This window comes from Enterobacter sp. 940_PEND (genome assembly GCF_001059415.1).
GTDB classification, from domain to species: Bacteria; Pseudomonadota; Gammaproteobacteria; order Enterobacterales; family Enterobacteriaceae; genus Enterobacter; species Enterobacter cloacae_M.
The window spans coordinates 1-21585 of record NZ_JUMS01000119.1 but is presented as its reverse complement, the minus strand read 5'-3'; the positions used below and the strand labels follow the sequence as shown (position 1 = coordinate 21585).

The 21585-nt window shown below is 58.3% G+C and carries 19 protein-coding genes and 1 pseudogene; 3 read left to right on the top strand and 17 right to left on the bottom strand.

Annotated elements, in window-relative coordinates; all coding sequences use genetic code 11:
- Positions 1-5: 5 nt before the first annotated feature.
- The 8 genes from dinB to ADJ24_RS16880 all read right to left on the bottom strand — a co-directional run bounded on the left by dinB (position 6) and on the right by ADJ24_RS16880 (position 7214).
- Positions 6-1064, bottom strand: coding sequence for a DNA polymerase IV (gene dinB / locus ADJ24_RS16915; RefSeq protein ID WP_023310503.1), 1059 nt, complete (start codon positions 1062-1064; stop codon positions 6-8).
- Between the two features lie 109 nt (positions 1065-1173).
- Positions 1174-1377, bottom strand: coding sequence for a (Na+)-NQR maturation NqrM (gene nqrM / locus ADJ24_RS16910; protein ID WP_032668079.1), 204 nt, complete (start codon positions 1375-1377; stop codon positions 1174-1176).
- Positions 1377-2600 carry an NADH:ubiquinone reductase (Na(+)-transporting) subunit F gene (gene nqrF, locus ADJ24_RS16905; protein ID WP_023310501.1) on the bottom strand — a complete coding sequence of 408 codons (1224 nt, stop codon included), beginning with the start codon at positions 2598-2600 and terminating at the stop codon, positions 1377-1379. Before nqrF ends, nqrM begins: the two co-directional genes overlap by 1 nt.
- 10 nt (positions 2601-2610) lie before the next feature.
- On the bottom strand, positions 2611-3207 hold the full coding sequence (nqrE, locus tag ADJ24_RS16900; RefSeq protein WP_008500255.1) for an NADH:ubiquinone reductase (Na(+)-transporting) subunit E: 597 nt from the start codon (positions 3205-3207) through the stop codon (positions 2611-2613).
- Positions 3208-3213: 6 nt separating this feature from the next.
- The gene (locus ADJ24_RS16895; RefSeq protein WP_014882676.1) at positions 3214-3852 is read right to left on the bottom strand and encodes an NADH:ubiquinone reductase (Na(+)-transporting) subunit D; all 639 of its coding nucleotides are present in this window, start codon (positions 3850-3852) and stop codon (positions 3214-3216) included.
- Positions 3845-4639 carry a Na(+)-translocating NADH-quinone reductase subunit C gene (locus ADJ24_RS16890; RefSeq protein WP_023310500.1) on the bottom strand — a complete coding sequence of 265 codons (795 nt, stop codon included), beginning with the start codon at positions 4637-4639 and terminating at the stop codon, positions 3845-3847. The genes ADJ24_RS16895 and ADJ24_RS16890 overlap by 8 nt, the downstream gene beginning before the upstream one ends.
- The gene (locus ADJ24_RS16885) at positions 4632-5867 is read right to left on the bottom strand and encodes an NADH:ubiquinone reductase (Na(+)-transporting) subunit B (RefSeq protein ID WP_023310499.1); all 1236 of its coding nucleotides are present in this window, start codon (positions 5865-5867) and stop codon (positions 4632-4634) included. The genes ADJ24_RS16890 and ADJ24_RS16885 overlap by 8 nt, the downstream gene beginning before the upstream one ends.
- A gap of 3 nt (positions 5868-5870) precedes the next feature.
- Entirely contained in the window at positions 5871-7214 is a 1344-nt protein-coding gene (locus tag ADJ24_RS16880) for a Na(+)-translocating NADH-quinone reductase subunit A (protein WP_023310498.1), read from the bottom strand.
- 298 nt (positions 7215-7512) lie between these two features.
- Between ADJ24_RS16880 and dpaA the strand changes: the two genes are divergently transcribed.
- On the top strand, positions 7513-8253 hold the full coding sequence (gene dpaA / locus ADJ24_RS16875) for a peptidoglycan meso-diaminopimelic acid protein amidase (protein WP_023310497.1): 741 nt from the start codon (positions 7513-7515) through the stop codon (positions 8251-8253).
- Here dpaA and ADJ24_RS16870 read toward each other — a convergent pair.
- Positions 8224-8984: pseudogene (locus ADJ24_RS16870) on the bottom strand (class II glutamine amidotransferase). The gene dpaA and the pseudogene ADJ24_RS16870 overlap by 30 nt on opposite strands.
- Positions 8985-9134: 150 nt before the next feature.
- Positions 9135-9713 (bottom strand): D-sedoheptulose 7-phosphate isomerase, encoded by a 579-nt coding sequence (gene lpcA, locus ADJ24_RS16865; RefSeq protein ID WP_010427884.1) that lies wholly within the window; start codon positions 9711-9713, stop codon positions 9135-9137.
- Between the two features lie 239 nt (positions 9714-9952).
- On the opposite strand from lpcA, the gene fadE reads away from it, so the two are divergent.
- Together fadE and ADJ24_RS16855 are read left to right on the top strand one after the other, a co-directional pair.
- Positions 9953-12397 carry an acyl-CoA dehydrogenase FadE gene (fadE, locus tag ADJ24_RS16860; RefSeq protein WP_023310495.1) on the top strand — a complete coding sequence of 815 codons (2445 nt, stop codon included), beginning with the start codon at positions 9953-9955 and terminating at the stop codon, positions 12395-12397.
- Between the two features lie 108 nt (positions 12398-12505).
- Entirely contained in the window at positions 12506-13276 is a 771-nt protein-coding gene (locus tag ADJ24_RS16855; protein ID WP_023310494.1) for an amidohydrolase, read from the top strand.
- A gap of 107 nt (positions 13277-13383) precedes the next feature.
- Here ADJ24_RS16855 and ADJ24_RS16850 read toward each other — a convergent pair whose 3' ends face one another.
- Genes ADJ24_RS16850 through ADJ24_RS16820 form a run of 7 tightly spaced genes read right to left on the bottom strand, consistent with a single transcriptional unit; the run spans position 13384 to position 21158 of the window.
- Complete coding sequence (locus tag ADJ24_RS16850; protein WP_023310493.1) at positions 13384-14985, bottom strand: gamma-glutamyltransferase family protein; 1602 nt, start codon at positions 14983-14985, stop codon at positions 13384-13386.
- A gap of 9 nt (positions 14986-14994) precedes the next feature.
- Positions 14995-15870: an ABC transporter permease gene (locus tag ADJ24_RS16845; RefSeq protein WP_023310492.1), complete on the bottom strand. Its 876-nt coding sequence runs from the start codon at positions 15868-15870 to the stop codon at positions 14995-14997.
- Positions 15871-15872: 2 nt separating this feature from the next.
- Positions 15873-16814: an ABC transporter permease gene (locus tag ADJ24_RS16840; RefSeq protein ID WP_023310491.1), complete on the bottom strand. Its 942-nt coding sequence runs from the start codon at positions 16812-16814 to the stop codon at positions 15873-15875.
- Between the two features lie 18 nt (positions 16815-16832).
- Positions 16833-18347: an ABC transporter substrate-binding protein gene (locus tag ADJ24_RS16835; RefSeq protein ID WP_023310490.1), complete on the bottom strand. Its 1515-nt coding sequence runs from the start codon at positions 18345-18347 to the stop codon at positions 16833-16835.
- A gap of 2 nt (positions 18348-18349) precedes the next feature.
- Positions 18350-19432, bottom strand: coding sequence for an ABC transporter ATP-binding protein (locus tag ADJ24_RS16830; protein WP_023310489.1), 1083 nt, complete (start codon positions 19430-19432; stop codon positions 18350-18352).
- Complete coding sequence (locus ADJ24_RS16825; protein WP_023310488.1) at positions 19429-20442, bottom strand: ABC transporter ATP-binding protein; 1014 nt, start codon at positions 20440-20442, stop codon at positions 19429-19431. The genes ADJ24_RS16830 and ADJ24_RS16825 overlap by 4 nt, the downstream gene beginning before the upstream one ends.
- Entirely contained in the window at positions 20439-21158 is a 720-nt protein-coding gene (locus ADJ24_RS16820; RefSeq protein WP_023310487.1) for a FadR/GntR family transcriptional regulator, read from the bottom strand. Before ADJ24_RS16820 ends, ADJ24_RS16825 begins: the two co-directional genes overlap by 4 nt.
- Positions 21159-21585 lie beyond the last annotated feature (427 nt).

The following is a 21585-nucleotide window of genomic DNA, read 5'->3' as shown; positions in this document are numbered from 1 at the left end:
CTTTTTTACAATCCCAGAACCAGCTGTCGCTCTAACTGCGGATCCAGCAGCGTGACGTGTAATCCCACCAGCCTCACCCCTCGCCCGCCCCGGCGCTCTTCCCATGCCTTTTTCGCCGTCGCAATGAGATCGTCCTTATTCAGACGCGGCCAGACGTGTTCCTGCGTGGTCTGCTGGAAGTCGTTGAATTTTAATTTGATACCCTGACGGGCAATCAGCAGGTCCGGCTTCACCTTGCTTAAGCGTCGTTCCAGCTCCGGGTAAAGCTGTTCCGTGATAATGGTTTCGCATTCGGACCAGTCATGAATATCTTCACTGAGGGTGCGCTCAACGCCGACGGATTTTCGTAGCCGTTCGCTGTTCACATCGCGATCGTCAATCCCCTGGCTGCGCTCCCACAGCACGCGGCCAAACTTTCCAAAGCGCTTGAGCAGCATGGCGAGATCGCTTCGCTGCACATCTTCGCAGGTCCGTAGCCCCATGCTTTCCAGCTTTGCGGCGGAGACTTTTCCTACCCCAGGTATTTTGCCAAGCGGCAGCGTTTTCAAAAACGCCGGCACCTCGTCAGGCGTGATGACGTACTGACCGTTGGGCTTATTTAAATCGGAGGCAATTTTGGCAAGGAATTTAACGGGCGCGACGCCCGCCGAAGCCGTCAGATTCAGCTCGTTGAAAATCGTCTGGCGGATCTCCTGCGCCATCAGCGTGGCGGAGCCGTGGCAGTGCACGCTGTCGGTCACATCCAGATAGGCTTCGTCCAGCGACAGCGGCTCTATCAAAGAAGTATAGCGGGAGAAGATTTCCCGAATATGAAGGGAAGCCTCTTTATAGGCTTCAAACCGGCCGGGCAGAAGCGTGAGATGAGGGCAGAGCTTTAAGGCCATCGCCGTCGGCATCGCGCTGCGCACGCCAAATTTGCGCGCAGGATAGTTGGCGGTGCTGATGACACCACGCTGAACGCGGCTGCCGCCAATGGCGATGGGAATATCCCGCAGCGCCGGGTTGTCACGCATCTCCACTGCGGCAAAAAAGCAGTCCATATCGACATGGATTATTTTGCGCATAGTAAGCCCTCACTCATCACTGGATAAGTATACAGTAAACAAATGAGGGTTGAGAAGCAGATGTGAGAACGCCGGGTGGCGGCTTTGCCTTACCCGGCTTACAAAAAAATTAAATAATGCGCTGCTGTTCGCGGACCATCCTTTTCTTCCGCGCATCGCACGGTTCCGGGCAGTCGCAAACCTTTTCCATCCCAATAGAGGAAATACCGCCGCAGCTGCCCTGAATGCTTTTCCGCTTAACGATCCAGCCTAACGACATGCCGAAGATGACAAGCACAAACACCACAAAGGTTGCCAGAAACGTCAGCATCATCAGCCTCCAAAGTCATCGAGCAAGATGTTCTCATCTTCGACACCGAGATCTTTCAGCATCTTAATCACGGCGGCGTTCATCATCGGCGGACCACACATATAGAACTCGCAGTCCTCAGGCGCCGGGTGCTGTTTGAGGTAGTTTTCATACAGCACATTGTGGATGAACCCCGTATAGCCCGTCCAGTTATCTTCCGGCTGCGGATCGGAAAGCGCCACATGGAAGGTGAAGTTCGGGTTTTCACGCGCCAGCTGTTCAAACTCATCTTCATAGAACATCTCGCGCAGCGAGCGCGCCCCGTACCAGAAGCTGATCTTACGCTGGCTACCCAGCCGCTTGAGCTGGTCAAAGATGTGCGAGCGCATCGGGGCCATACCGGCACCGCCGCCGATAAAGACCATTTCCGCGTCGGTATCTTTCGCGAAGAACTCCCCGAACGGGCCGGAGATCGTCACCTTATCGCCAGGCTTCAGGGACCAGATGTATGACGACATGACGCCCGGCGGTGCATCCGGCACATTCGGTGGCGGCGTGGCGATACGCACGTTGAGCATGATGATGCCCTTCTCTTCCGGGTAGTTGGCCATCGAGTAGGCGCGCAGCGTCGGCTCTTTCACCTCAGATACAAAGCGGAAGAGATTGAATTTGTCCCAGTCGGCGCGGTACTCATGCGGCACGTCAAAGTCCGCATAGGCCACAGCGTGCTCCGGGCACTCAATCTGAATGTATCCTCCGGCGCGGAACGGGACATGCTCGCCTTCCGGCACCCGCAGCTTCAGCTCTTTAATAAAGGTGGCTTTGTTATCATTAGAGATAACCTCGCACTCCCATTTTTTGACGCCGAAGATCTCTTCCGGCAGCTCTATCTTCATGTTCTGGCGCACCGCGACCTGGCAGGCCAGACGACAGCCCTCTTTTGCCTCACGCTTTGTGATATGCGCCAGCTCGGTTGGCAGAATATCGCCACCGCCCTCTTTTACCGTCACGCGGCACTGCCCGCAGGAACCGCCGCCGCCGCAGGCTGAGGAGACAAAAATGCCGTTACCGGAGAGCGTGTTGAGCAGCTTGTCTCCCGCCGGCGTGCGGATCTGATTCTGCGGCTCGTCGTTAATATCAATGACCACGTCGCCGGAATTCACCAGCTTCGCGCGCGCCGCCAGAATAAGCCCTGACAGCACCAGTACAATCAGCGTGAACATCACCACGCCAAGGATAATTTCCATCTGTTTGCCCTTATAGCTGCACACCGGAGAAGGACATAAAGCCCAGCGCCATCAGCCCGGTGGTGATAAAGGTGATCCCCAAGCCACGCAGACCCGCAGGCACGTTGGCATACTTCATTTTCTCGCGGATCCCCGCCATGGTGACAATCGCCAGCATCCAGCCGATGCCGGAACCAAAACCGTACACTACGGATTCGCTGAAGTTGTAATCACGCTGCACCATAAACGAGACGCCGCCAAAGATGGCGCAGTTCACCGCGATCAGCGGCAGGAAGATCCCCAGCGCGTTGTAGAGCGACGGGAAATACTTATCGAGGATCATCTCGAGGATTTGCACCAGCGCCGCGATCACTCCGATAAAGGTGATGAAGTTCAGGAAGCTGAGATCAACTCCTTCCACCAGCGCGCCGTCCCGCAGCACAAAGTTGTACACCAGATTGTTGATCGGTACAGATAAGCCGAGCACCACGGTGACCGCGATACCGAGACCAAATGCCGTCGACACTTTTTTGGAAACTGCAAGGAACGTACACATGCCGAGGAAAAACGCGAGCGCCATGTTTTCAACAAACACCGCCCGCACAAACAAACTCAGGTAATGAGCCATCGTCGGTTACTCCTTTTCCTGCTGTTCTGGTTTCAACGTACGAATCAGCCAGATCAACAAACCGATAATGAAAAATGCGCTGGGAGCCAGCAGGAACAGGCCGTTTGGCAGATACCATCCACCGTTTTGCACCGTGTCCAGCACCGTGATGCCAAACAGCTTGCCGCTGCCAATCAGCTCGCGCAGGAACCCAACGGTCAGGAGGATCACGCCGTAGCCAAGGCCGTTGCCGATGCCGTCCATAAAGCTCGCCAGCGGCGGCATTTTCATGGCGTAGGCTTCCGCACGCCCCATGACGATACAGTTGGTGATGATCAGCCCGACAAACACCGAGAGCTGCTTTGAGGTTTCATAGGCGAAGGCGCGCAGCAGCTGATCGACCACGATCACCAGCGAGGCGATGATCGCCATCTGTACGATGATCCTCACGCTGTTGGGAATGTGGTGGCGGATCATCGAGATAAACATGCTGGAGAATGCCGTGACCAGTGTGACCGCCAGCGTCATTACCACCGCCGTTTCCAGCTTGGTCGTTACCGCCAGAGCGGAACAGACGCCCAGCACCTGGAGCGTGATCGGGTTATTGGCGAGCAGTGGGCCAATGAGCACCTTTTTAACTTCTTTCAGTTCACCGGTATCAGCCATTGTTCAGCGCTCCTTCACGTACGTTTTTCAGGAAAGGACCAAAGCCCAGCTCGCCCATCCAGAAATCAAAACTGTGCTGCACGCCTTTTGATGTGAGCGTTGCGCCGGAAAGCCCGTCAACGGCGTAGTCGTCACCGGGACGTGCCGCCCCTTTCATCACCTTCAGCGCAGGCAGACCGTTATCGTCGAGCACTTTCTTGCCGACAAACTGTGCCCGCCAGTTAGGGTTCTCAACTTCGCCACCCAGCCCCGGCGTTTCGCCCTGGTCGTAATACGTAATGCCTTTTACGGTGCGCCCATCGGTATCAAGGGCCACAAACGCGTACATCATTGACCACAGACCGTTACCGTAAATAGGCAGTACCACTTCCTGAATACGTTTTTGGGGGTCGCGAACCAGATAGATTTCGGCCAGGTTGCTGCGACGCTTAATCCCGGCGGGATCTTGCGATGCCTCCAGCGTCAGGCTCATCTGCGGATCTTTAAGCGCCAGCGCCTGGTTGAATTTTGCCGGGTCTTTATCCAGCAGTTCACCCGTTTTTAAATCCACCAGACGCGCCGAAATACGTTCAGCAAAGACGGCCGAAACGTCATCTGCGCTCATTCCTTCCTGCATCAGTCCGGCGACGGCCAGAATGTTGCGCTGTTTATCCAGCGCACGTTGCTCCTGCTGCAGGGGTTTTAACCCCACGGCGGAACCGGCCACGACAATAGAACAGACCAGACAGAGCACCAGCACCACCAGCAGCGTTTTGCTGATGCTGTCGTTATTTTTAACCTCAGCCACGCGCCTTCCTCCGCTTAATGTTGGCCCGCACCACCAGGTAATCGAAGAGCGGCGCAAACAGGTTGGCAAACAGAATGGCCAGCATCATCCCTTCCGGGTACGCCGGGTTAACCACGCGGATCAGGACGCACATCGCGCCAATGAGCACGCCATAGCTCCATTTACCTTTGTCAGTAAACGAGGCAGAGACGGGGTCCGTCGCCATGAACATCATGCCGAACGCGAAGCCACCCAGCACCAGATGCCAGTACCACGGCATGGAGAACATCGGATTGGTAGTCGAGCCGATTACGTTGAACAGGGTGGCAGTCAGCACCATGCCGATCATCACGCCCGCAACGATCCGCCAGGAGGCCACGCGACCAAAAAGAATGATCGCGCCGCCAAGCAAAATCATTAGCGTAGAGACTTCTCCGATAGAGCCCGGAATATTGCCAATAAAGGCATCAAACCAGGTGACTGGCTGACCCGTTGCGTTGTTAACCAGCATTTCGCCGCCGTGTGCCGCCCACTGTGAAAGCGGCGTCGCGCCGGAAAAACCGTCTGCCGCCGTCCACACGAGGTCGCCCGAGATTTGCGCCGGATAAGCAAAGAACAGAAACGCGCGTCCCGCCAGCGCCGGGTTGAGGAAGTTCCGCCCGGTGCCGCCGAAGATCTCTTTGGCTATCACCACGCCGAAGCTGATGCCAAGCGCCGCCTGCCAGAGCGGTAGCGTTGGGGGAACAATCAGGGCAAACAGGATAGAGGTAACGAAGAAGCCTTCATTGATCTCATGTTTACGGATAATGGCAAACAGCACTTCCCAAAAGCCGCCCACGACGAATACCGTGATGTAAATCGGCAGGAAGAACACCGCGCCCAGCGTCATCATGCTGATCCAGCCCGCGTCTGGCGCAAAGATCACCCCTAACGACTGGGCCAGACGGTAGTGCCAGTCGGACTGGATCACCTGCGCCAGCTGCTGTGCATCGTACATGTGGTGCAGCGCCGGAATGGTCTGCAGGCCGACGTTATACATGCCCCAGAACATCGCCGGGAAGACGGCAAACCACACCAGAATCATCATCCGCTTAAGGTCGATGGCGTCGCGAACGTGCGCCGCCCCCTTCGTCACCAGGCCCGGCGTGTAGAAAATGGTCGTCGTTGCTTCATATAACGGGTAGTACTTTTTGAGCTTCCCTTCGGTAAAGTGCGGCTCAATTTTTTCAAAGAGGTGTTTTAAGCCCATCGGTTATCCTTCCTGCTCAATGCGGGTTAACACCTCGCGCAATACCGGTCCATATTCGTATTTGCCCGGACAGACATAGGTACAGAGCGCCAGATCTTCTTCGTCAAGCTCCAGACAGCCCAGCGCCTGCGCGCCGTCGGTATCGCCGGCCAGAAGATCGCGCAGCAGCACGGTGGGAAGAATATCCAGCGGCATGACGCGCTCGTAGTTGCCAATCGGGACCATGGCGCGCTCGCCACCGTGCGTGCTGGTTGAGAAGTTAAACAGCTTATTACGCAGGAAGTGGCCCAGCGTGGTTCGGGTGACGGAGTATTTTTCTGCGCCTGGCAGAACCCAGCCAAACAGCTCTTTCTCCCGCCCTTCCTGCACAATGCTGACCTGCAAATGGAAACGTCCCAGGTACGCGTGCGCATTGGCAGCATGGCGTCCGCTGAGGACCGAGCCGGAAATCAGGCGGTTTTCGCCCTCTTTCGTTTCCCCCACCAGCAGTTCGTTGATGTCAGCGCCCAGCAGCGTTTTCACCAGGCGCGGGTTTGCAGCCTGCGGTCCGCCGATGGCGATTATCCGTTCAGCGCAGAGTTCCCCCGTAGTAAAGAGCTTACCGATGGCGATGACGTCCTGATAATTAAGGTGCCAGACCTGTTTCGTCAGGCTGACTGGCTCAAGGAAATGGATGTGCGTCCCGGCCAGCCCCGCCGGATGCGGGCCAGAAAATTCATTAAACGTGACCTGCCCCAGCGGATGGCCGCCAAGCTTGCCGCCGCCGGCCTGACAAACGTGCACTTTTCCGGGCGTGAGGCGGGTTAGAATTGTGAGTCCTGCATCAAAAGCTTTTCGCTGCGCCAGGATAACCGGTTCCGGGTCCACGCTGAGCGGGTTGGTGTCGATGGCCGTGACGAAAATCGCGGCCGGTTCCGTGCCCGGAACAGGGGATTTGCTGAAGGGGCGCGTACGAAGCGCGGTCCATAAACCGGACGCCAGGAGCTGATTCTGAACGGCGTCACGGTTCAGCGACGCGAGCTCTGCGGCGTCGTAATGGGCAAATTCACGCTTTTCATCGCCCTCAATGCGGATAACCACCGACTGCAGAACGCGCCGCTCGCCACGGTTGATGGCCACAACGGTGCCGCTCGCGGGGGCTGTGAACATCACGCCGGGATTTTTTTTGTCCTCAAAGAGCGTCTGTCCTTTGATAACGCGCTCGCCCTCCTGTACCAGCATTGAAGGACGCATACCCAGGTAGTCTTCGCCCAAAATGGCGACATGACGGACACTTGCGCCTGTCGAAACGTGCTGCGCTGGCACGCCTGCAATCGGCAGATCAAGTCCTTTTTTAATTTTAAACATGTGGTTAGCAGGTTTCCATGAACAACAATCCAGTGGGCGCAAAGTGTAACATTTTCCCCTTCCCGCGGGCAGGGAATCCGCCGTCGCGCGCGCCAAATTGCGAGCTAATGCGCAAAGTTCCTGGAGCCATCGCAATTTTGATGGTTTATAAAGTAAAACTAATTTGTAAACTCACCGCCCGGCTCTTGCGAAAATCTATAGCGGTGCTAATGTGAGCGCTCCTAACAGAATAATCTGATTTCGGGTCTCTTTTGCCGTCCTGGCAAGTTGGTCATGGTTTTATCAAGGAACTAGTAGTATGCGTAAAATCGCATTGTTCATTGCGATGCTTCTGATGCCGTGCATGTCGTTTGCCGGACTGCTCAGCAGTAATAGCTCAACGACGCCGGTCAGCAAGGAATATAAACAGCAGTTAATGGGATCGCCGGTTTATATTCAGATCTTCAAGGAAGAGCGCACTCTCGATCTGTTTGTCAAAATGGGCGAGACATATCAGCTGCTTGATAGTTACAAAATTTGTAACTACTCCGGCGGACTGGGGCCAAAACAGCGTCAGGGCGATTTCAAAAGTCCGGAAGGGTTCTACAACGTTCAGCGCAGCCAGCTCAAGCCTGACAGCCGCTTCTATAAAGCCATTAACATCGGCTTCCCGAATGCCTATGACCGTGCACACGGTTATGAAGGTAAATATCTGATGATCCACGGTGCCTGCGTGTCTATCGGCTGTTATGCGATGACCGACTCCGGCATTGATGAGATTTTCCAGTTCGTGACGGGCGCGCTGGTCTTTGGGCAGCCTAACGTACAGGTCAGCATCTATCCGTTCCGCATGACGGACGCCAACATGGCGCGTCACAAGTACTCATACTACGCGGATTTCTGGAAACAGCTGAAGCCGGGTTACGACTACTTTGAGCAGACCCACAAGCCACCGGTGGTCTCTATCGTAGATGGCCGTTACGTGGTCAGCAAACCGCTGAGCCACGAAGTCGTCCATCCACAGCTGGCGTCAAATTACACGGTCCCCGAGACAAAATAGCACCCACTCGCCTGGCATAATCTTTTGCCAGGTTTCGTTGCCCGTCAGCGGCTGCGTTGCAATAACAGTGACCACATCGTTCGGTGTGGTCTCCTTCTGAAAGTCTATCTCCACATCCTGATCCAGCAGCGTCGCCACGCCAAACGGCGGGTGATCCAGAACAGATTCGTCGAGCAGAACGCCATCACATAGCGGCCGTCAGAGAGCAGCATGTTGAACACGCCTTTTTCACGCAGTTCAGACGCCAGCGTCGCGATGTATTTGAATACGGCAGTCATGTTGCCGGGCGTGCGGGGATAGCGCTCCGTCAGCTTGTGCAGCAGCCAGCAGAAGGCTTTTTCGCTGTCCGTTTCGCCGACCGGGCGGAAATTGCCCGTCTCCAGCGACTTATAGCCCGTGAGCTGCCCGTTGTGCGCGTAGGTCCAGTTTCGGCCCCACAGCTCGCGGGTAAACGGATGGGTATTTTCCAGCGCTACTTCGCCACGGTTAGCCTGACGGATGTGGGCGATTACCGAGCGGGACTTGATCGGGTAGTCCTGCACCAGTTTGGCAATCGGTGAGTTAAAGCTGGGCTGTGGATCTTTGAACGTGCGACACCCTTTGCCTTCGTAGAAGGTGATGCCCCAGCCGTCTTTATGCGGCCCGGTTCCTCCACCGCGCTGAACCAGCCCGGTGAAACTAAAGCAGATATCGGTTGGCACATTGGCGCTCATCCCGAGCAGTTCGCACATACAGCACCTCCACAAAACGCCTTAACGCGGGAAGGCGTAATTGTTGCAGCCAGTTTGGATTCGGACAGCGCGCAGAAACCGGAGCGTACACGTAGTACGTGAGGATTTCGAGCACTGCCCGGATTCAAAATGGCAAATAAAATAGCCTTCTTACTTAACCATCTCTTTTTCGATCAGCTGGATCAGGATGTGGATCACTTTGATGTGAATTTCCTGAATGCGGTCAGCATAACCGAAGTGCGGAACGCGAATTTCGACATCCGCCGTACCGTCCATCTTACCGCCATCTTTACCGGTCAGGGTGATGACCTTCATCCCTTTTTCACGCGCGGCGGCGATCGCTTTGATCACGTTGCCGGAGTTGCCAGAAGTAGAGATCCCCAGCAGCACGTCGCCTTCACGGCCTACCGCTTCAACATAGCGGGAGAAGATGTGGTCGTAACCGAAGTCGTTGCCTACGCAGGAGATGTGGCTCACGTCGGAAATCGCAATCGCCGGGTAGCCCGGACGGTTTTCGCGATAGCGTCCGGTCAGCTCTTCTGCGAAGTGCATAGCGTCACAGTGGGAACCGCCGTTACCGCAGGAGAGCACTTTGCCACCGGCTTTGAAGCTGTCGGCAAGCAGGACCGCTGCGCGCTGAATAGCGTGAATATTGGCATCATCTTTCAGAAAGTTCGCCAGCGTTTCCGCCGCTTCGTTCAGTTCGTTACGAATAAGATCCTGGTACATGAGGATAATCCTTCAGTATTGATGAAATAACACAGTGGAGTGTACCGGATAGCGGGAAAAGCGAGAAGCTAAAGCCATGCGAAACGTCCGGCGTTTTGATTTTTTGTGCCGGCTAAAACGCGAACAATGTGAACCAAGTTGTAATTATTTTGTAAACACATTGCTAAAGGAAATAACATCAACTACAACCATATCATCACAAGTGGTCAGACCTCCTACAAGCAAGGGAGCTTTTCTTTATGATGATTTTGAGCATTCTCGCAACCGTTGTTCTGCTCGGTGTGTTGTTCTATCACCGCGTGAGTTTATTCCTGAGCAGCCTGATTCTTCTGGCCTGGACCGCTGCGCTTGGCGCCGCAGGCCTCTGGAATATCTGGCTTTTAGTCCCTCTTGCCATCATTCTTCTGCCGTTTAACCTGGCCCCGATGCGTAAATCAATGATCTCTGCGCCGGTGTTCAAAGGCTTCCGCAAAGTGATGCCGCCCATGTCGCGTACCGAGAAAGAAGCGATTGATGCGGGCACCACCTGGTGGGAAGGCGATCTGTTCCAGGGCAACCCGGACTGGAAAAAGCTGCATAACTATCCGCAGCCGCGCCTGACCGCTGAAGAACAGGCCTTTATTGACGGCCCGGTGGAAGAAGCGTGCCGTATGGCCAACGACTTTGCCATCACTCATGAAATGGCCGATCTGCCGCCAGAGCTGTGGGCGTATCTGAAAGAACATCGCTTCTTCGCGATGATCATCAAGAAAGAGTACGGCGGTCTGGAATTCTCCGCTTACGCTCAGGCTCGCGTCCTGCAAAAGCTGGCAGGCGTCTCCGGGATCCTGGCGATTACCGTTGGCGTGCCTAACTCCTTAGGCCCGGGCGAACTGCTGCAGCATTACGGTACCGAAGAGCAGAAAGATCACTACCTGCCGCGTCTGGCACGCGGTCAGGAAATCCCATGCTTCGCGCTGACCAGCCCGGAAGCGGGCTCCGATGCAGGCGCGATCCCGGACACCGGCGTGGTCTGCATGGGCGAGTGGCAGGGCGAGCAGGTGCTGGGCATGCGCCTGACCTGGAACAAGCGTTATATCACCCTGGCGCCAATCGCCACCGTGCTGGGTCTGGCCTTTAAGCTCTCTGACCCGGAAAAACTGCTGGGCGGTGAAGAAGATCTGGGCATTACCTGCGCGCTGATCCCAACCTCTACCCCAGGCGTTGAAATTGGTCGTCGTCACTTCCCGCTGAACGTGCCGTTCCAGAACGGTCCGACCCGCGGTCAGGACATCTTTGTGCCGATTGACTACATCATCGGCGGTCCGAAAATGGCCGGTCAGGGCTGGCGTATGCTGGTGGAATGTCTGTCCGTGGGCCGCGGCATTACCCTGCCGTCGAACTCAACCGGCGGTCTGAAGTCGGTCGCGATGGGGATTGGCGCTTACGCTCATATCCGCCGTCAGTTCAAAATCTCCATCGGCAAGATGGAAGGTATCGAAGAGCCGCTGGCGCGTATCGCGGGCAACGCCTACGTGATGGATGCCGCGGCTTCTCTGATTACCTACGGTATTATGCTGGGCGAAAAACCGGCCGTGCTGTCCGCGATTGTGAAGTATCACTGTACCCACCGCGCGCAGCAGTCGATCATTGACGCGATGGATATCGCGGGCGGTAAAGGCATTATGCTCGGCGAAGGCAACTTCCTGGCGCGCGGCTATCAGGGCGCACCGATTGCCATCACCGTGGAAGGGGCAAACATCCTGACCCGCAGCATGATGATCTTCGGTCAGGGCGCAATCCGCTGCCATCCGTACGTGCTGGAAGAGATGGCTGCCGCGCAGAACAACGACGTGGATGCCTTCGATAAGCTGCTCTTCAAACATATCGGTCACGTGGGCAGCAACAAGGTGCGCAGCTTCTGGCTGGGCCTGACGCGCGGTCTTACCAGCGCGACGCCGACCGGCGATGCGACCAAACGTTACTACCAGCATCTGAACCGTCTTAGCGCCAACCTGGCTCTGCTGTCTGACGTCTCCATGGCGGTGCTGGGCGGTAGCCTGAAGCGTCGCGAGCGTATCTCTGCCCGTCTGGGGGATGTGCTGAGCCAGATCTTCCTGGCCTCTGCGGTCCTGAAGCGTTACGACGATGAAGGCCGTCAGGAAGCGGATCTGCCGCTGGTACACTGGGGCGTTCAGGATGCGATGTATCAGGCTGAACAGGCGATTGACGACCTGCTGGCGAACTTCCCGAACCGCTTCGTGGCGGGCGCTCTGCGCGCGGTGATCTTCCCGACCGGTCGTCACCATCTGGCGCCGTCCGACAAGCTGGACCACAAGGTGGCGAAGATCCTGCAGGTACCGAGCGCAACCCGCTCCCGTATCGGTCGTGGTCAGTATCTGACGCCGACGCCGCATAACCCGGTGGGTCTGCTGGAAGAGGCGCTGCTGGACGTGATGGCTGCCGATCCGATTCACCAGAAAATCTGTAAACAGCTGGGCAAAAACCTGCCGTTTACCCGTCTGGACGAACTGGCAAAACAGGCGCTGGCCGGCGGCATTATCAATAAAGATGAAGCCGCTCTGCTGGTGAAAGCCGAAGAGAGCCGTCTGCGCAGCATTAACGTGGATGATTTCGAACCGGACGAGCTGGCGACGCAGCCGGTAAAGCTGCCGGAGAAGCACCGCAAGCCTGAAGCGGCGTAACGCGTTTCGCTTATACAAACCCCGCCCCGCGCGGGGTTTTTTATTGCCACATTTTCTCGTAATGACGTGCTACAGTGTCAAAAAGCGGTCTTTTGAGGAGTCTGTATCGTGCCTGGTTTGAAGATTTCGATTTTGCAGCAACCTTTAGTGTGGATGGATGGCCCCGCCAACCTGCGCCACTTCGATCGTCAACTGGAAGACATTACCGGGCGTGATGTGATTGTCCTGCCGGAGATGTTCACGACCGGCTTCGCCATGGAAGCGGCACAGCAGTCAATGCCGCAGGATGAGGTGGTCGCCTGGATGCACGCCAAAGCGCAGCAGACCAACGCGCTGATCGCCGGGAGCGCCGCCCTGCAAACGGATCGCGGGCCGGTGAACCGCTTCCTGCTGGTGGAGCCGGAAGGGAAAGTGCATTTTTACGATAAACGCCACCTGTTCCGCATGGCGGATGAGCATCATCACTATGAAGCGGGTCACGAGCGCGTGGTGTTCGAGTGGCGCGGCTGGCGTATTTTGCCGCTGGTTTGCTACGACCTGCGCTTCCCGGTGTGGTCGCGCAACCGCAACGATTACGACCTGGCGCTGTATGTTGCCAACTGGCCTGCACCGCGCTCCCTGCACTGGCAGTCACTGCTGGTGGCGCGCGCGATTGAGAACCAGGCGTACGTGGTGGGCTGTAACCGCGTGGGAACCGACGGCAACGGGCATCACTACCGCGGCGACAGCCGGGTAGTGAATCCGCAGGGCGAGATCATTGCCACCGCCGAGCCGCATCAGGCGACGCGCATTGATGCGGAGCTGTCGTTGACGGCGCTGCAGGAGTATCGCGAGAAGTTTCCGGCCTGGCAGGATGCGGATCCGTTTAGCATTGGGTGAAATGTTCCCCTCACCCCGCCCCTCTCCCTCAAGGGAGAGGGGGGCGTCCGTGCAGGCATTATTTTGTGGGGACCCTTCAGCCCCTTTGGGAGAGGAAGGATAAATCATTAACTCACCAGCGCCTGCCCGTCTTTGCGGCTTTCCGTCGCGGCCACGTAGTGGCCTTCCGGCAGGCGGTAAATCACCTGCGCACCGCCGAAGTTGTAATCCTGAAGCGGATCTTCCACCACGATCTGATGCCCCCGCTCGCGCAGCGCGGCGATAGTATTGCGATCGAAGGTCGATTCAACGATCACCTCCCTGCCCTGCACTACGCGCCAGCGCGGGGCATCAATTGCCGCCTGTGGGTTTTGCCCGTGCAGCATAATGCGCAGCGCCATCTGCATGTGCCCCTGCGCCTGCATCGGGCCGCCCATCACGCCGAAGGACATCAGCGGCTGGCCGTTGCCGTCCATCGCAAAGCCCGGAATGATGGTGTGGAACGGTCGCTTGCTGCCCGCCAGCGCGTTCGGGTGATTGGGATCCAGCACAAACCCGCATCCCCGGTTTTGCAGGCTGATCCCGGTATCCGGCACCACAATGCCTGAACCGAAGCCCATGTAGTTGGACTGAATAAACGACACCATCATCCCGCTGGCGTCGGCGGTGCTGATGTAGACCGTGCCGCTCTGGGTCGGGGAACCGTAGACAAAATCAGAGGCGTGCTCGTGATTGATAAGCGCCGCGCGCGACTTCAGATAATGGTCGCTCAGCAGCTCTTTCGCCGCGAACGCCATATGGTCTTCATCCGCCACGTAGCGGTCGAGATCCGCCAGCGCCAGCTTCATCGCCTCAATGGACAGGTGCAGGGACTGCACGGAATCCGGATGATGCTTCTCAATGCCGCACTGCTCCAGAATGCCGAGCGCAATCAGCGTGGCGATCCCCTGGCCATTTGGCGGCAATTCCTGCACCGAACCGCCCGCGAAGTCGCGCGACAGCAGCTCTACCCAGTCCACGCGATGGTTTGCCAGATCTTCAGCCGTCAGGTGTGCGCCGTGTTCTTTGGCGAAAGCGGCAATTTTCTGCGCCAGCTCGCCGCGGTAAAAGGCTTCACCGTTGGTGCGGGCAATCAGTTCCAGCGAGTTCGCCTGCGCCGGGTTACGGAAGATTTCCCCCACGCGCGGGGCGCGGCCTTCCGGCGCGAAACAGGCGCTAAAACCCGGCTGATCTTTCAGCTTGCTATAGCCGCGCTGCCAGAGATGGCCAATCAGCGGGGAGACAGGGAAACCGTTGCGCGCGTAGTCAATGGCAGGCTGCGCCAGCGTGGTCAGCGGCAGCGTGCCGAAGCGTTCCGCCAGCGCCACCCAGCCGGATACCGCGCCCGGCACGGTCACCGCGTCCCAGCCAATTTCCGGCACCGCGGTTTTTCCGGCAAACAGATCCGCATGCCAGCTCGCAGGCGAACGACCGGACGCGTTCAGGCCGTGCAGCTTTTCACCGTCCCAGACGATGGCAAAGGCGTCGCTGCCGATCCCGTTGCCGGTCGGCTCAACCACCGTCAGCGCCATCGCGGCGGCAATGGCCGCATCAACGGCGTTGCCGCCCAGCTGCAGCATTTTCATTCCCGCCTGTGCCGCCAGCGGCTGCGACGTGGCGACGGCGTTACGGCCCAGCATTGGCGGGCGGCGTGAAGCGTAACCGGACGTAAAATCAAGCGCTTTGGTCATCATGACTCCTTAGTCGTGGCGCGGATCGAGCGCATCGCGCAGCCCGTCGCCGAGTAAATTAAAGCCCTGCACGGCGAGGAAAATCGCCACGCCGGGGAAAACGGACATCCACGGCGCCTGCTCCAGAAACCCTTTCGCGGTGTTGAGCATGGAGCCCCATGACGGATTGGGCGGCTGCTGCCCCAGCCCTAAAAACGACAGGCTGGCTTCGGCGATAATCGCTGAGGCAATCGCCAGCGTGGCCTGCACCAGGATCGGCGACATCACGTTCGGCAGGACGTATTTGACGATAATCCAGCGATCCGGCAGACCAATCGCCCGCGCGCCGTCGATATACTCTTCGTTGCGAATAGCGATCACCTGACCGCGCGTCAGGCGGGCGAAGATCGGCATCGCCGAAAGACCGATGGCGATCATCGCGTTGGTCAGGCTCGGGCCCAAAAATGCCCCCAGCGCGATCGCCATGATCAGGAACGGACAGGCCAGCAGCGCCTCGATAAACCGCGAGATCACCCCGTCCCACATCTTCTGGAAGTAACCCGCCACCAGCCCCAGCGGCACGCCGATGACCACCGCGATAACGACCGACATACAGCCCGCCATCAGCGAGGTGCGAGCTCCCCAGATTATGCGGGATAAAATGTCGCGCCCCAGCTCGTCGGTGCCGAACCAGTACATCGCCGACGGCGCTTTGCGCACCGCCAGGAAGTTAGCTTTGACCGGGTCGAACGGGGCGATCCACGGCGCCAGCAGCGCCACCAGCACAAAGAAGCCCACCACCACCGCGCCAATCACCGCGCTTTTGTTGGCGAGGAATTTCTTCAGCACCCGGTTTTGCGCGCGCGGCAGCGCGGGCGTAACGGTTTGCGTCGTCAGTTCCGCCATGGTTAACCTCGCATTTTCGGGTTGATAAGGACGTAAAGCACGTCGGCCAGCAGGTTCAGCATCAGGAAGCCGATCGCCACGATCAGCACCACGCCCTGTACCACCGCGTAGTCACGGTTAAATACCGAGTCGACGATCATCTTGCCGAAGCCCGGAATGGTGAAGACCTGCTCGGTCAGCACCGCGCCGCCCAGCAGCTCGCCGAACAGCAGCGTAGTGAGGGTGATGACCGGCACCAGCGCGTTGCGAAACGCGTGCTTTAGGATCACCGCCTTCGGCAGCAGCCCTTTCGCCCGCGCGGTACGGATGTAATCCGCTTTCAGCACGGCAATCATCGAGGCGCGGGTGTGGCGCATCAGCGTCGCCGCGAGGCCGGTTCCGAGCACGGACGCGGGCAACAGCAGCGTGCGCAGGTTCTGAAGCGGATCTTCACTGAACGGCACGTAGCCGGATGCGGGCAGCCACTGCAGGTTCACCGAAAAGACCAGTATCAGCAGGATCCCCAGCCAGAAGTGCGGGATCGAGATCCCCGAGATCGCCACGAAGTTCGCCCCGTGATCGACCCAGCTGTTTTTGTTCACCGCCGCGAGGATCCCCATGCTGATGCCAAACACCAGCGCGATAATCATCGCCAGCAGGGACAACTCCAGCGTGACCGGCAGCTTGCTGGCGATCAGCTGCGTCACCGGTTCGTGCGTGCGTAAGGAGACGCCCAGATCGCCCTGCAGCGCCCGCGTCAGCCAGTGGAAATACTGCACGGGGATCGGCGCATCGAGGTTCAGCTCCGCACGCAACTGGGCGATGACCGCCGGGTCGCGCTCCTCCCCGGCCATGGCGATCAGCGGGTCGCCGGGCAGCAGCTTTTGCAGTCCGAACACCATCATGCTCACCAGCAGCAGGGTTGGTATAGCCAGCAGCAGACGTTTGCAAATCAGTTCCAGCATGGGTTCTCCTCAGGACCTTTATTTCGCCAGCGTCAAACCCGCCAGACGCACGATGCCGTCCGGGTACGGCTTAAAGCCCTGCACGCTTTTGTTCAGACCGAAAATGCGCGGCTCGAAGTAGAGGTAGGCAATCGGCATGTCGGTTTGCAGCTGCTTCACCACCTTGTCGTACAGCGGCTGGCGTGCGGCCTGATCGGTGCTCTGGCGCGCCTGGGTCAGCCACTCATCGACCTGCGCGTTGCTGTAGCGGCCGTCGTTCAGCGTGCCTTTGCTGTGGATAAAGCCGTAGATGCTGCCGTCCGGATCCGGACGACCCGACCAGCCGGAGAAGCTCAGCTGATAGTCGCCGCTCTGCTGTCGATCCAGCAGCGTGGCGAATTCAGTCATCTGCAGGTTCAGGTTAAATCCGGCCTCGGCGACCATCGCCTGCAGCACCTGGCCCACCTGCTGTGAGGTTGGGTTGTTCGGCACCAGCAGGTTGACGGTGAGCGGCGCGGTGACGCCTGCCGCTTTCAGCAGCGCTTTAGCCTTGTCGACGTCACGCGGCGGGACTGGCAGGTTGACGTGATACGGGCTGACCGGGGAAAACGCCTGGTTTGCCGGGGTGTAAAGCCCTTCGAAGACCACCTGGTTCAACGCATCGCGGTCGATGGCCTGTGAAAACGCCTCGCGCACGCGGGCGTCCTTGAACGGATCGTTGGCCGGCACCTTGCCGTTGTTGATGTTGAAGGTGATGCCCTGATAGCCCAGGCCCGTCACCTTCGCCAGCGCCAGCTTGCTGTCGGCTTCGACGGTTTTAACGTCGCTTGCGGCGATGCCTTCGGTCAGGTCAAGATCGCCCGCGCGCAGGTTCGCGAGGCGCACGGAGGCATCCGGGATCGGCAGATAGATGATTTTGTCGAAGTGGTAGGCGCCTTTGTTCCAGTAGTTGTCGAAGCGGGTCAGCACGATGCGGTCCTGGGACACGCGGCTGTCGAATTTATACGGGCCGGAGCAGACCGGGTGGGCGGCAAAGTCAGGCTTTTTGGCCGCCTCGGGGGCCATCATCGCGCCCGCGCGGTCGGTGAGCTGCATCAGCAGAGCGGCATCGGGGGTCTTCAGGTGCAGCGCAATCTGCATCGGGCCGGTGACCTCGACCGATTCAACGGAAGAGATCTCGCTTTTACGCAGAGAGCCTTTTAAGGTCAGGGCGCGGTCGAGGTTGTATTTTGCGGCGGCGGCATCGAATTTCTCACCGTCGTGGTAGGTGACGCCTTCGCGCAGATTGAGCGTCAGGGTTTTACCGTCGTCACTCCACGCCCAGTCTTTAGCCAGGCCGGGGACGACCTTCAGATTTTCATCCACGTCCACCAGCCTGTCGCACAGGGAGGCAAAGACGAAGCGGCCATAGTAGGTGCGCGCCAGATGCGGGTCGAGCATGTCCGGGTCAGCGCCCAGGCCGATCCGCAGCACGCTTTCAGAATGGGCGGGCAGCGCCGCGCCAAGCAACATAACACTTCCCAGTACGGTCAAAAGAGAATTACGCATTGTCATTATCATGAGTTCCTTGAAGGAAGGGACGAGTGGGTGGCCGCGTGTTCAAACAGCGCGCGGCGGCGCAGAAAGGCGGCGGATGGCGGTGCGATCTGAATAATGCTGCGATCGCGGTTGATCTCCTGCCAGCGATGACAGGCAACCTGACGTCCACCGTCGAGCACCTGATTGATCGGCTCAACCTGGCGGCATTCATCGGTAACGTACGGGCAGCGGGTGTGGAAACGGCAGCCGGACGGCGGGCTGGCCGGGTTGGGCAGATCCCCCTGCAGCAGCGGCGCGTCGCGTTCAACGCCCGGCTGCATCTGCGGTGCCGAGGCGATCAATGCCTGCGTATAGGGGTGCAGCGGCGCGTCAAAAATCTCGTCGACGGTGGCAAGCTCGACGATTTGCCCGAGATACATGACCGCCACGCGGTCGCTCATATGGCGGATCACCGCCAGGCCGTGGGCGACAATCACCATCGTCAGCCCCAGCTGGTGCTTCAGGCTTTCCAGCAGGTTGACCACCTGCGCCTGAACGGAGACGTCCAGCGCGGACACCGGCTCATCGCCCAGCAGCAGCTTCGGTCCCGAGGCCAGCGCGCGCGCAATGCCGATACGCTGGCGCTGCCCGCCGGAAAACTCGTGCGGATAGCGCCCGGCCCAGGCGGCAGGCAGGCCAACGGTTTTGAGCAGCTCGGCAACGCGGTACTGGCGATCCGCTTTTTTCATGTTCTGATGCAGCCACAGCGGCTCCCCGACGATCTGCTCCACCGTCATGCGCGGGTTGAGCGAGGCGAAGGGATCCTGGAAGATAATCTGCAGCTCGCGCCGGAGCTGGTTCAGGCGGGCACCGGAGGCGTCGGTGATCTCTTCCCCCTGGTAAAACACGCGCCCTTCGCTGGCGGCCAGCAGGCGCAACAGCAGACGACCGAGGGTAGATTTCCCGGAGCCGGACTCGCCGACGATCGCCAGCGTTTCGCCCGGCATCACGGCAAGCGAAACGCGATCGACCGCGGTGACAAACCGTGCCGGGGTAAAGAGTTTTTTGGGGCCGGGGAAAATCTTGCTGAGGTCACGGGCTTCAAGAATGGGCATGGTCATGCGATTTCTCCCAGGGCAATGTGCTGTTCGAGCGGCACGCGGAAGCAGGCGACCTGATGGCCCGCGCCGAGCGCGGTGAGCTGCGGTTTTTCAGCATGGCAGCGCGACTGCGCAAACGGACAGCGGGTGGCAAAACGGCAGCCTTTCGGCATGGATTCCGGGAGCGGGACCGATCCGGGAATGGTGGAGAGCTGGCCCTTGCGTGCGCCAAGTGAAGGAATCGAGCCCATCAGGCCGATGGTGTACGGATGCTGCGGGTCGGCAAAGATGGCCTCCACGCTCCCCTGCTCCACCACCTGTCCGGCATACATCACCGCTACCTGCTGGGCGACTTCTGCTACGACGCCTAAATCGTGGGTTATCATCAGCACCGCCGTGCCGGTTTCCTCTTTTAAGGCGTTGAGCAAGGCGAGGATTTGCGCCTGGATGGTGACGTCGAGCGCAGTGGTGGGCTCGTCGGCAATCAGCAGTTTGGGATGGTTAATCAGCGCCATCGCAATCATCACCCGCTGGCGCATGCCGCCGGAAAGCTGGTGGGGATATGCTTTCAGGCGCATCTCTGCCGCCGGGATCTGTACCTTCTCGAGGATCTGCAGCGCGACCTTCATCGCCTCTGCGCGCGAGACGTTCTGGTGCCGCATAACCGCTTCGCTAAGCTGATCCCCCAGCGTAAACGCCGGATTGAGCGAGGTCATCGGCTCCTGGAAAATCATCGCCAACTCGCTGCCGCGCAGGTCGGCATATTCCCGCGGCGAGAGCTTTCGCAGATCGTGGCGGCGAAACTGCATCTCGCCGCTGACAATCTGCGCGCTGGCGGGCAGTAACCCCATCAGCGCCAGTGAGGTGATACTTTTCCCGCAGCCGGACTCTCCCACCAGCGCCAGCGTTTCGCCCGCCCTGACGGTCAGCGAGATACCATCAAGCACGCTAGCCGGCGAGCCAGCAAACGTAACGTTGAGGTTTTGCACCCGCAATACGGGCGTGGCGTCCTTAAAGGGTATTGTCGTCATGGCGTGAAGTCGTCCTCAAGGTGGATCGCCAGAATCAGGGCGGTTTGCAGGCTGAGCAGGTGTTCGCGCATGGCGGCCGCGGCTTCATTAGGCTGGCGATGGATAATCGCAGACATGATCTTATGGTGGTGGTCGTTATAGCTGTCGACACGTTCGGGCGTGCGGGCTAATTCGCGCAGATGCTGCCAGCCCGGTTCACGCCGAACGGCATCAATGGCATCAAACAGGCCGAGCATCAGACGGTTGCCGGCCGCCTCGGCAATTGCCCGGTGAAAGGCGCTGTCCCAGAGTTCGTTGAGATCGCGGTCATCCGGGCTGACCTTGTCGATGCGTTCCAGCATGCGCTGCATGAGCGCGAGGTTTTCCCTGGTGGCACGCAGTGCCGCAAGCCGGGCTAAGCCGGGTTCGAGCTGTAGACGAGCTTCCATCACTTCCAGAAGGTTGGTCTGCTGAACCAATCCCTGAAGGGCCAGCGGTTCAACAGGTGCCGCCGGGCCAATAAAGGTCCCTTTGCCCTGCTTACGCCAGATGCGCCCCTCTTCTTCCAGCACGTCCAGCGCACGACGCACTTCACGTCGTCCTACGCCGAGAGTGTCCGACAGCTCACGTTCCGTGGGCAGCGGTATGCCTGGTGTTGACTCATGCTGGTTGATAAGCCCGCGCAGCTGCTCAAGCGCGGTGCTGGAATTTGCCAGAAACCGTGACGGTTTTTCCATATTGGTTCGCTCGCTTTCATCATTGCTTTATTTTTATTAACGATAAGTTATTGATATGGAATGAAGCTTATCGTGCTAATGATTAAGCAATAACCAAACCAATACGTAATTGGTTCGGCATATTTTTGGAAAGCAGGAGTTAACCAAATGATTCTGCGTGAATTATTTTTACAGAAAGAAACATTCTGAACGAGGTGCGAGGAGAGGTTCGATGGAGAAATGCACAACAATAGTGCAAATAATGCACTACACCTGTGCAATTGTTAATAAATTGCACCATGAATATTAACTTTATGTTAACAATAAGTGAGAGGATGAGATTACAGAAGGCTGAAACGACGAAGGCCTGAATCATTTCTGATTCAGGCCTTCTGAATAGTGGCGGAACGGACGGGACTCGAACCCGCGACCCCCTGCGTGACAGGCA

Excerpts from the sequence above, each read along its gene's own strand:
- ADJ24_RS16850 (WP_023310493.1), bottom strand. The coding sequence starts at position 14,985 with ATGACCAAAGCGCTTGATTTTACGTCCGGTTACGCTTCACGCCGCCCG.
- ADJ24_RS16885 (WP_023310499.1), bottom strand. The coding sequence starts at position 5,867 with ATGGGCTTAAAACACCTCTTTGAAAAAATTGAGCCGCACTTTACCGAA.
- ADJ24_RS16820 (WP_023310487.1), bottom strand. The coding sequence starts at position 21,158 with ATGGAAAAACCGTCACGGTTTCTGGCAAATTCCAGCACCGCGCTTGAG.
- nqrM (WP_032668079.1), bottom strand. The coding sequence starts at position 1,377 with ATGATGCTGACGTTTCTGGCAACCTTTGTGGTGTTTGTGCTTGTCATC.
- ADJ24_RS16880 (WP_023310498.1), bottom strand. The coding sequence starts at position 7,214 with ATGTTTAAAATTAAAAAAGGACTTGATCTGCCGATTGCAGGCGTGCCA.
- lpcA (WP_010427884.1), bottom strand. The coding sequence starts at position 9,713 with ATGTACCAGGATCTTATTCGTAACGAACTGAACGAAGCGGCGGAAACG.
- ADJ24_RS16835 (WP_023310490.1), bottom strand. The coding sequence starts at position 18,347 with ATGACAATGCGTAATTCTCTTTTGACCGTACTGGGAAGTGTTATGTTG.
- ADJ24_RS16825 (WP_023310488.1), bottom strand. The coding sequence starts at position 20,442 with ATGACGACAATACCCTTTAAGGACGCCACGCCCGTATTGCGGGTGCAA.
- ADJ24_RS16895 (WP_014882676.1), bottom strand. The coding sequence starts at position 3,852 with ATGGCTGATACCGGTGAACTGAAAGAAGTTAAAAAGGTGCTCATTGGC.
- ADJ24_RS16845 (WP_023310492.1), bottom strand. The coding sequence starts at position 15,870 with ATGGCGGAACTGACGACGCAAACCGTTACGCCCGCGCTGCCGCGCGCG.
- nqrF (WP_023310501.1), bottom strand. The coding sequence starts at position 2,600 with ATGGAAATTATCCTTGGCGTGGTGATGTTCACGCTGATTGTACTGGTG.
- ADJ24_RS16830 (WP_023310489.1), bottom strand. The coding sequence starts at position 19,432 with ATGACCATGCCCATTCTTGAAGCCCGTGACCTCAGCAAGATTTTCCCC.
- dinB (WP_023310503.1), bottom strand. The coding sequence starts at position 1,064 with ATGCGCAAAATAATCCATGTCGATATGGACTGCTTTTTTGCCGCAGTG.
- nqrE (WP_008500255.1), bottom strand. The coding sequence starts at position 3,207 with ATGGCTCATTACCTGAGTTTGTTTGTGCGGGCGGTGTTTGTTGAAAAC.
- dpaA (WP_023310497.1), top strand. The coding sequence starts at position 7,513 with ATGCGTAAAATCGCATTGTTCATTGCGATGCTTCTGATGCCGTGCATG.
- fadE (WP_023310495.1), top strand. The coding sequence starts at position 9,953 with ATGATGATTTTGAGCATTCTCGCAACCGTTGTTCTGCTCGGTGTGTTG.
- ADJ24_RS16840 (WP_023310491.1), bottom strand. The coding sequence starts at position 16,814 with ATGCTGGAACTGATTTGCAAACGTCTGCTGCTGGCTATACCAACCCTG.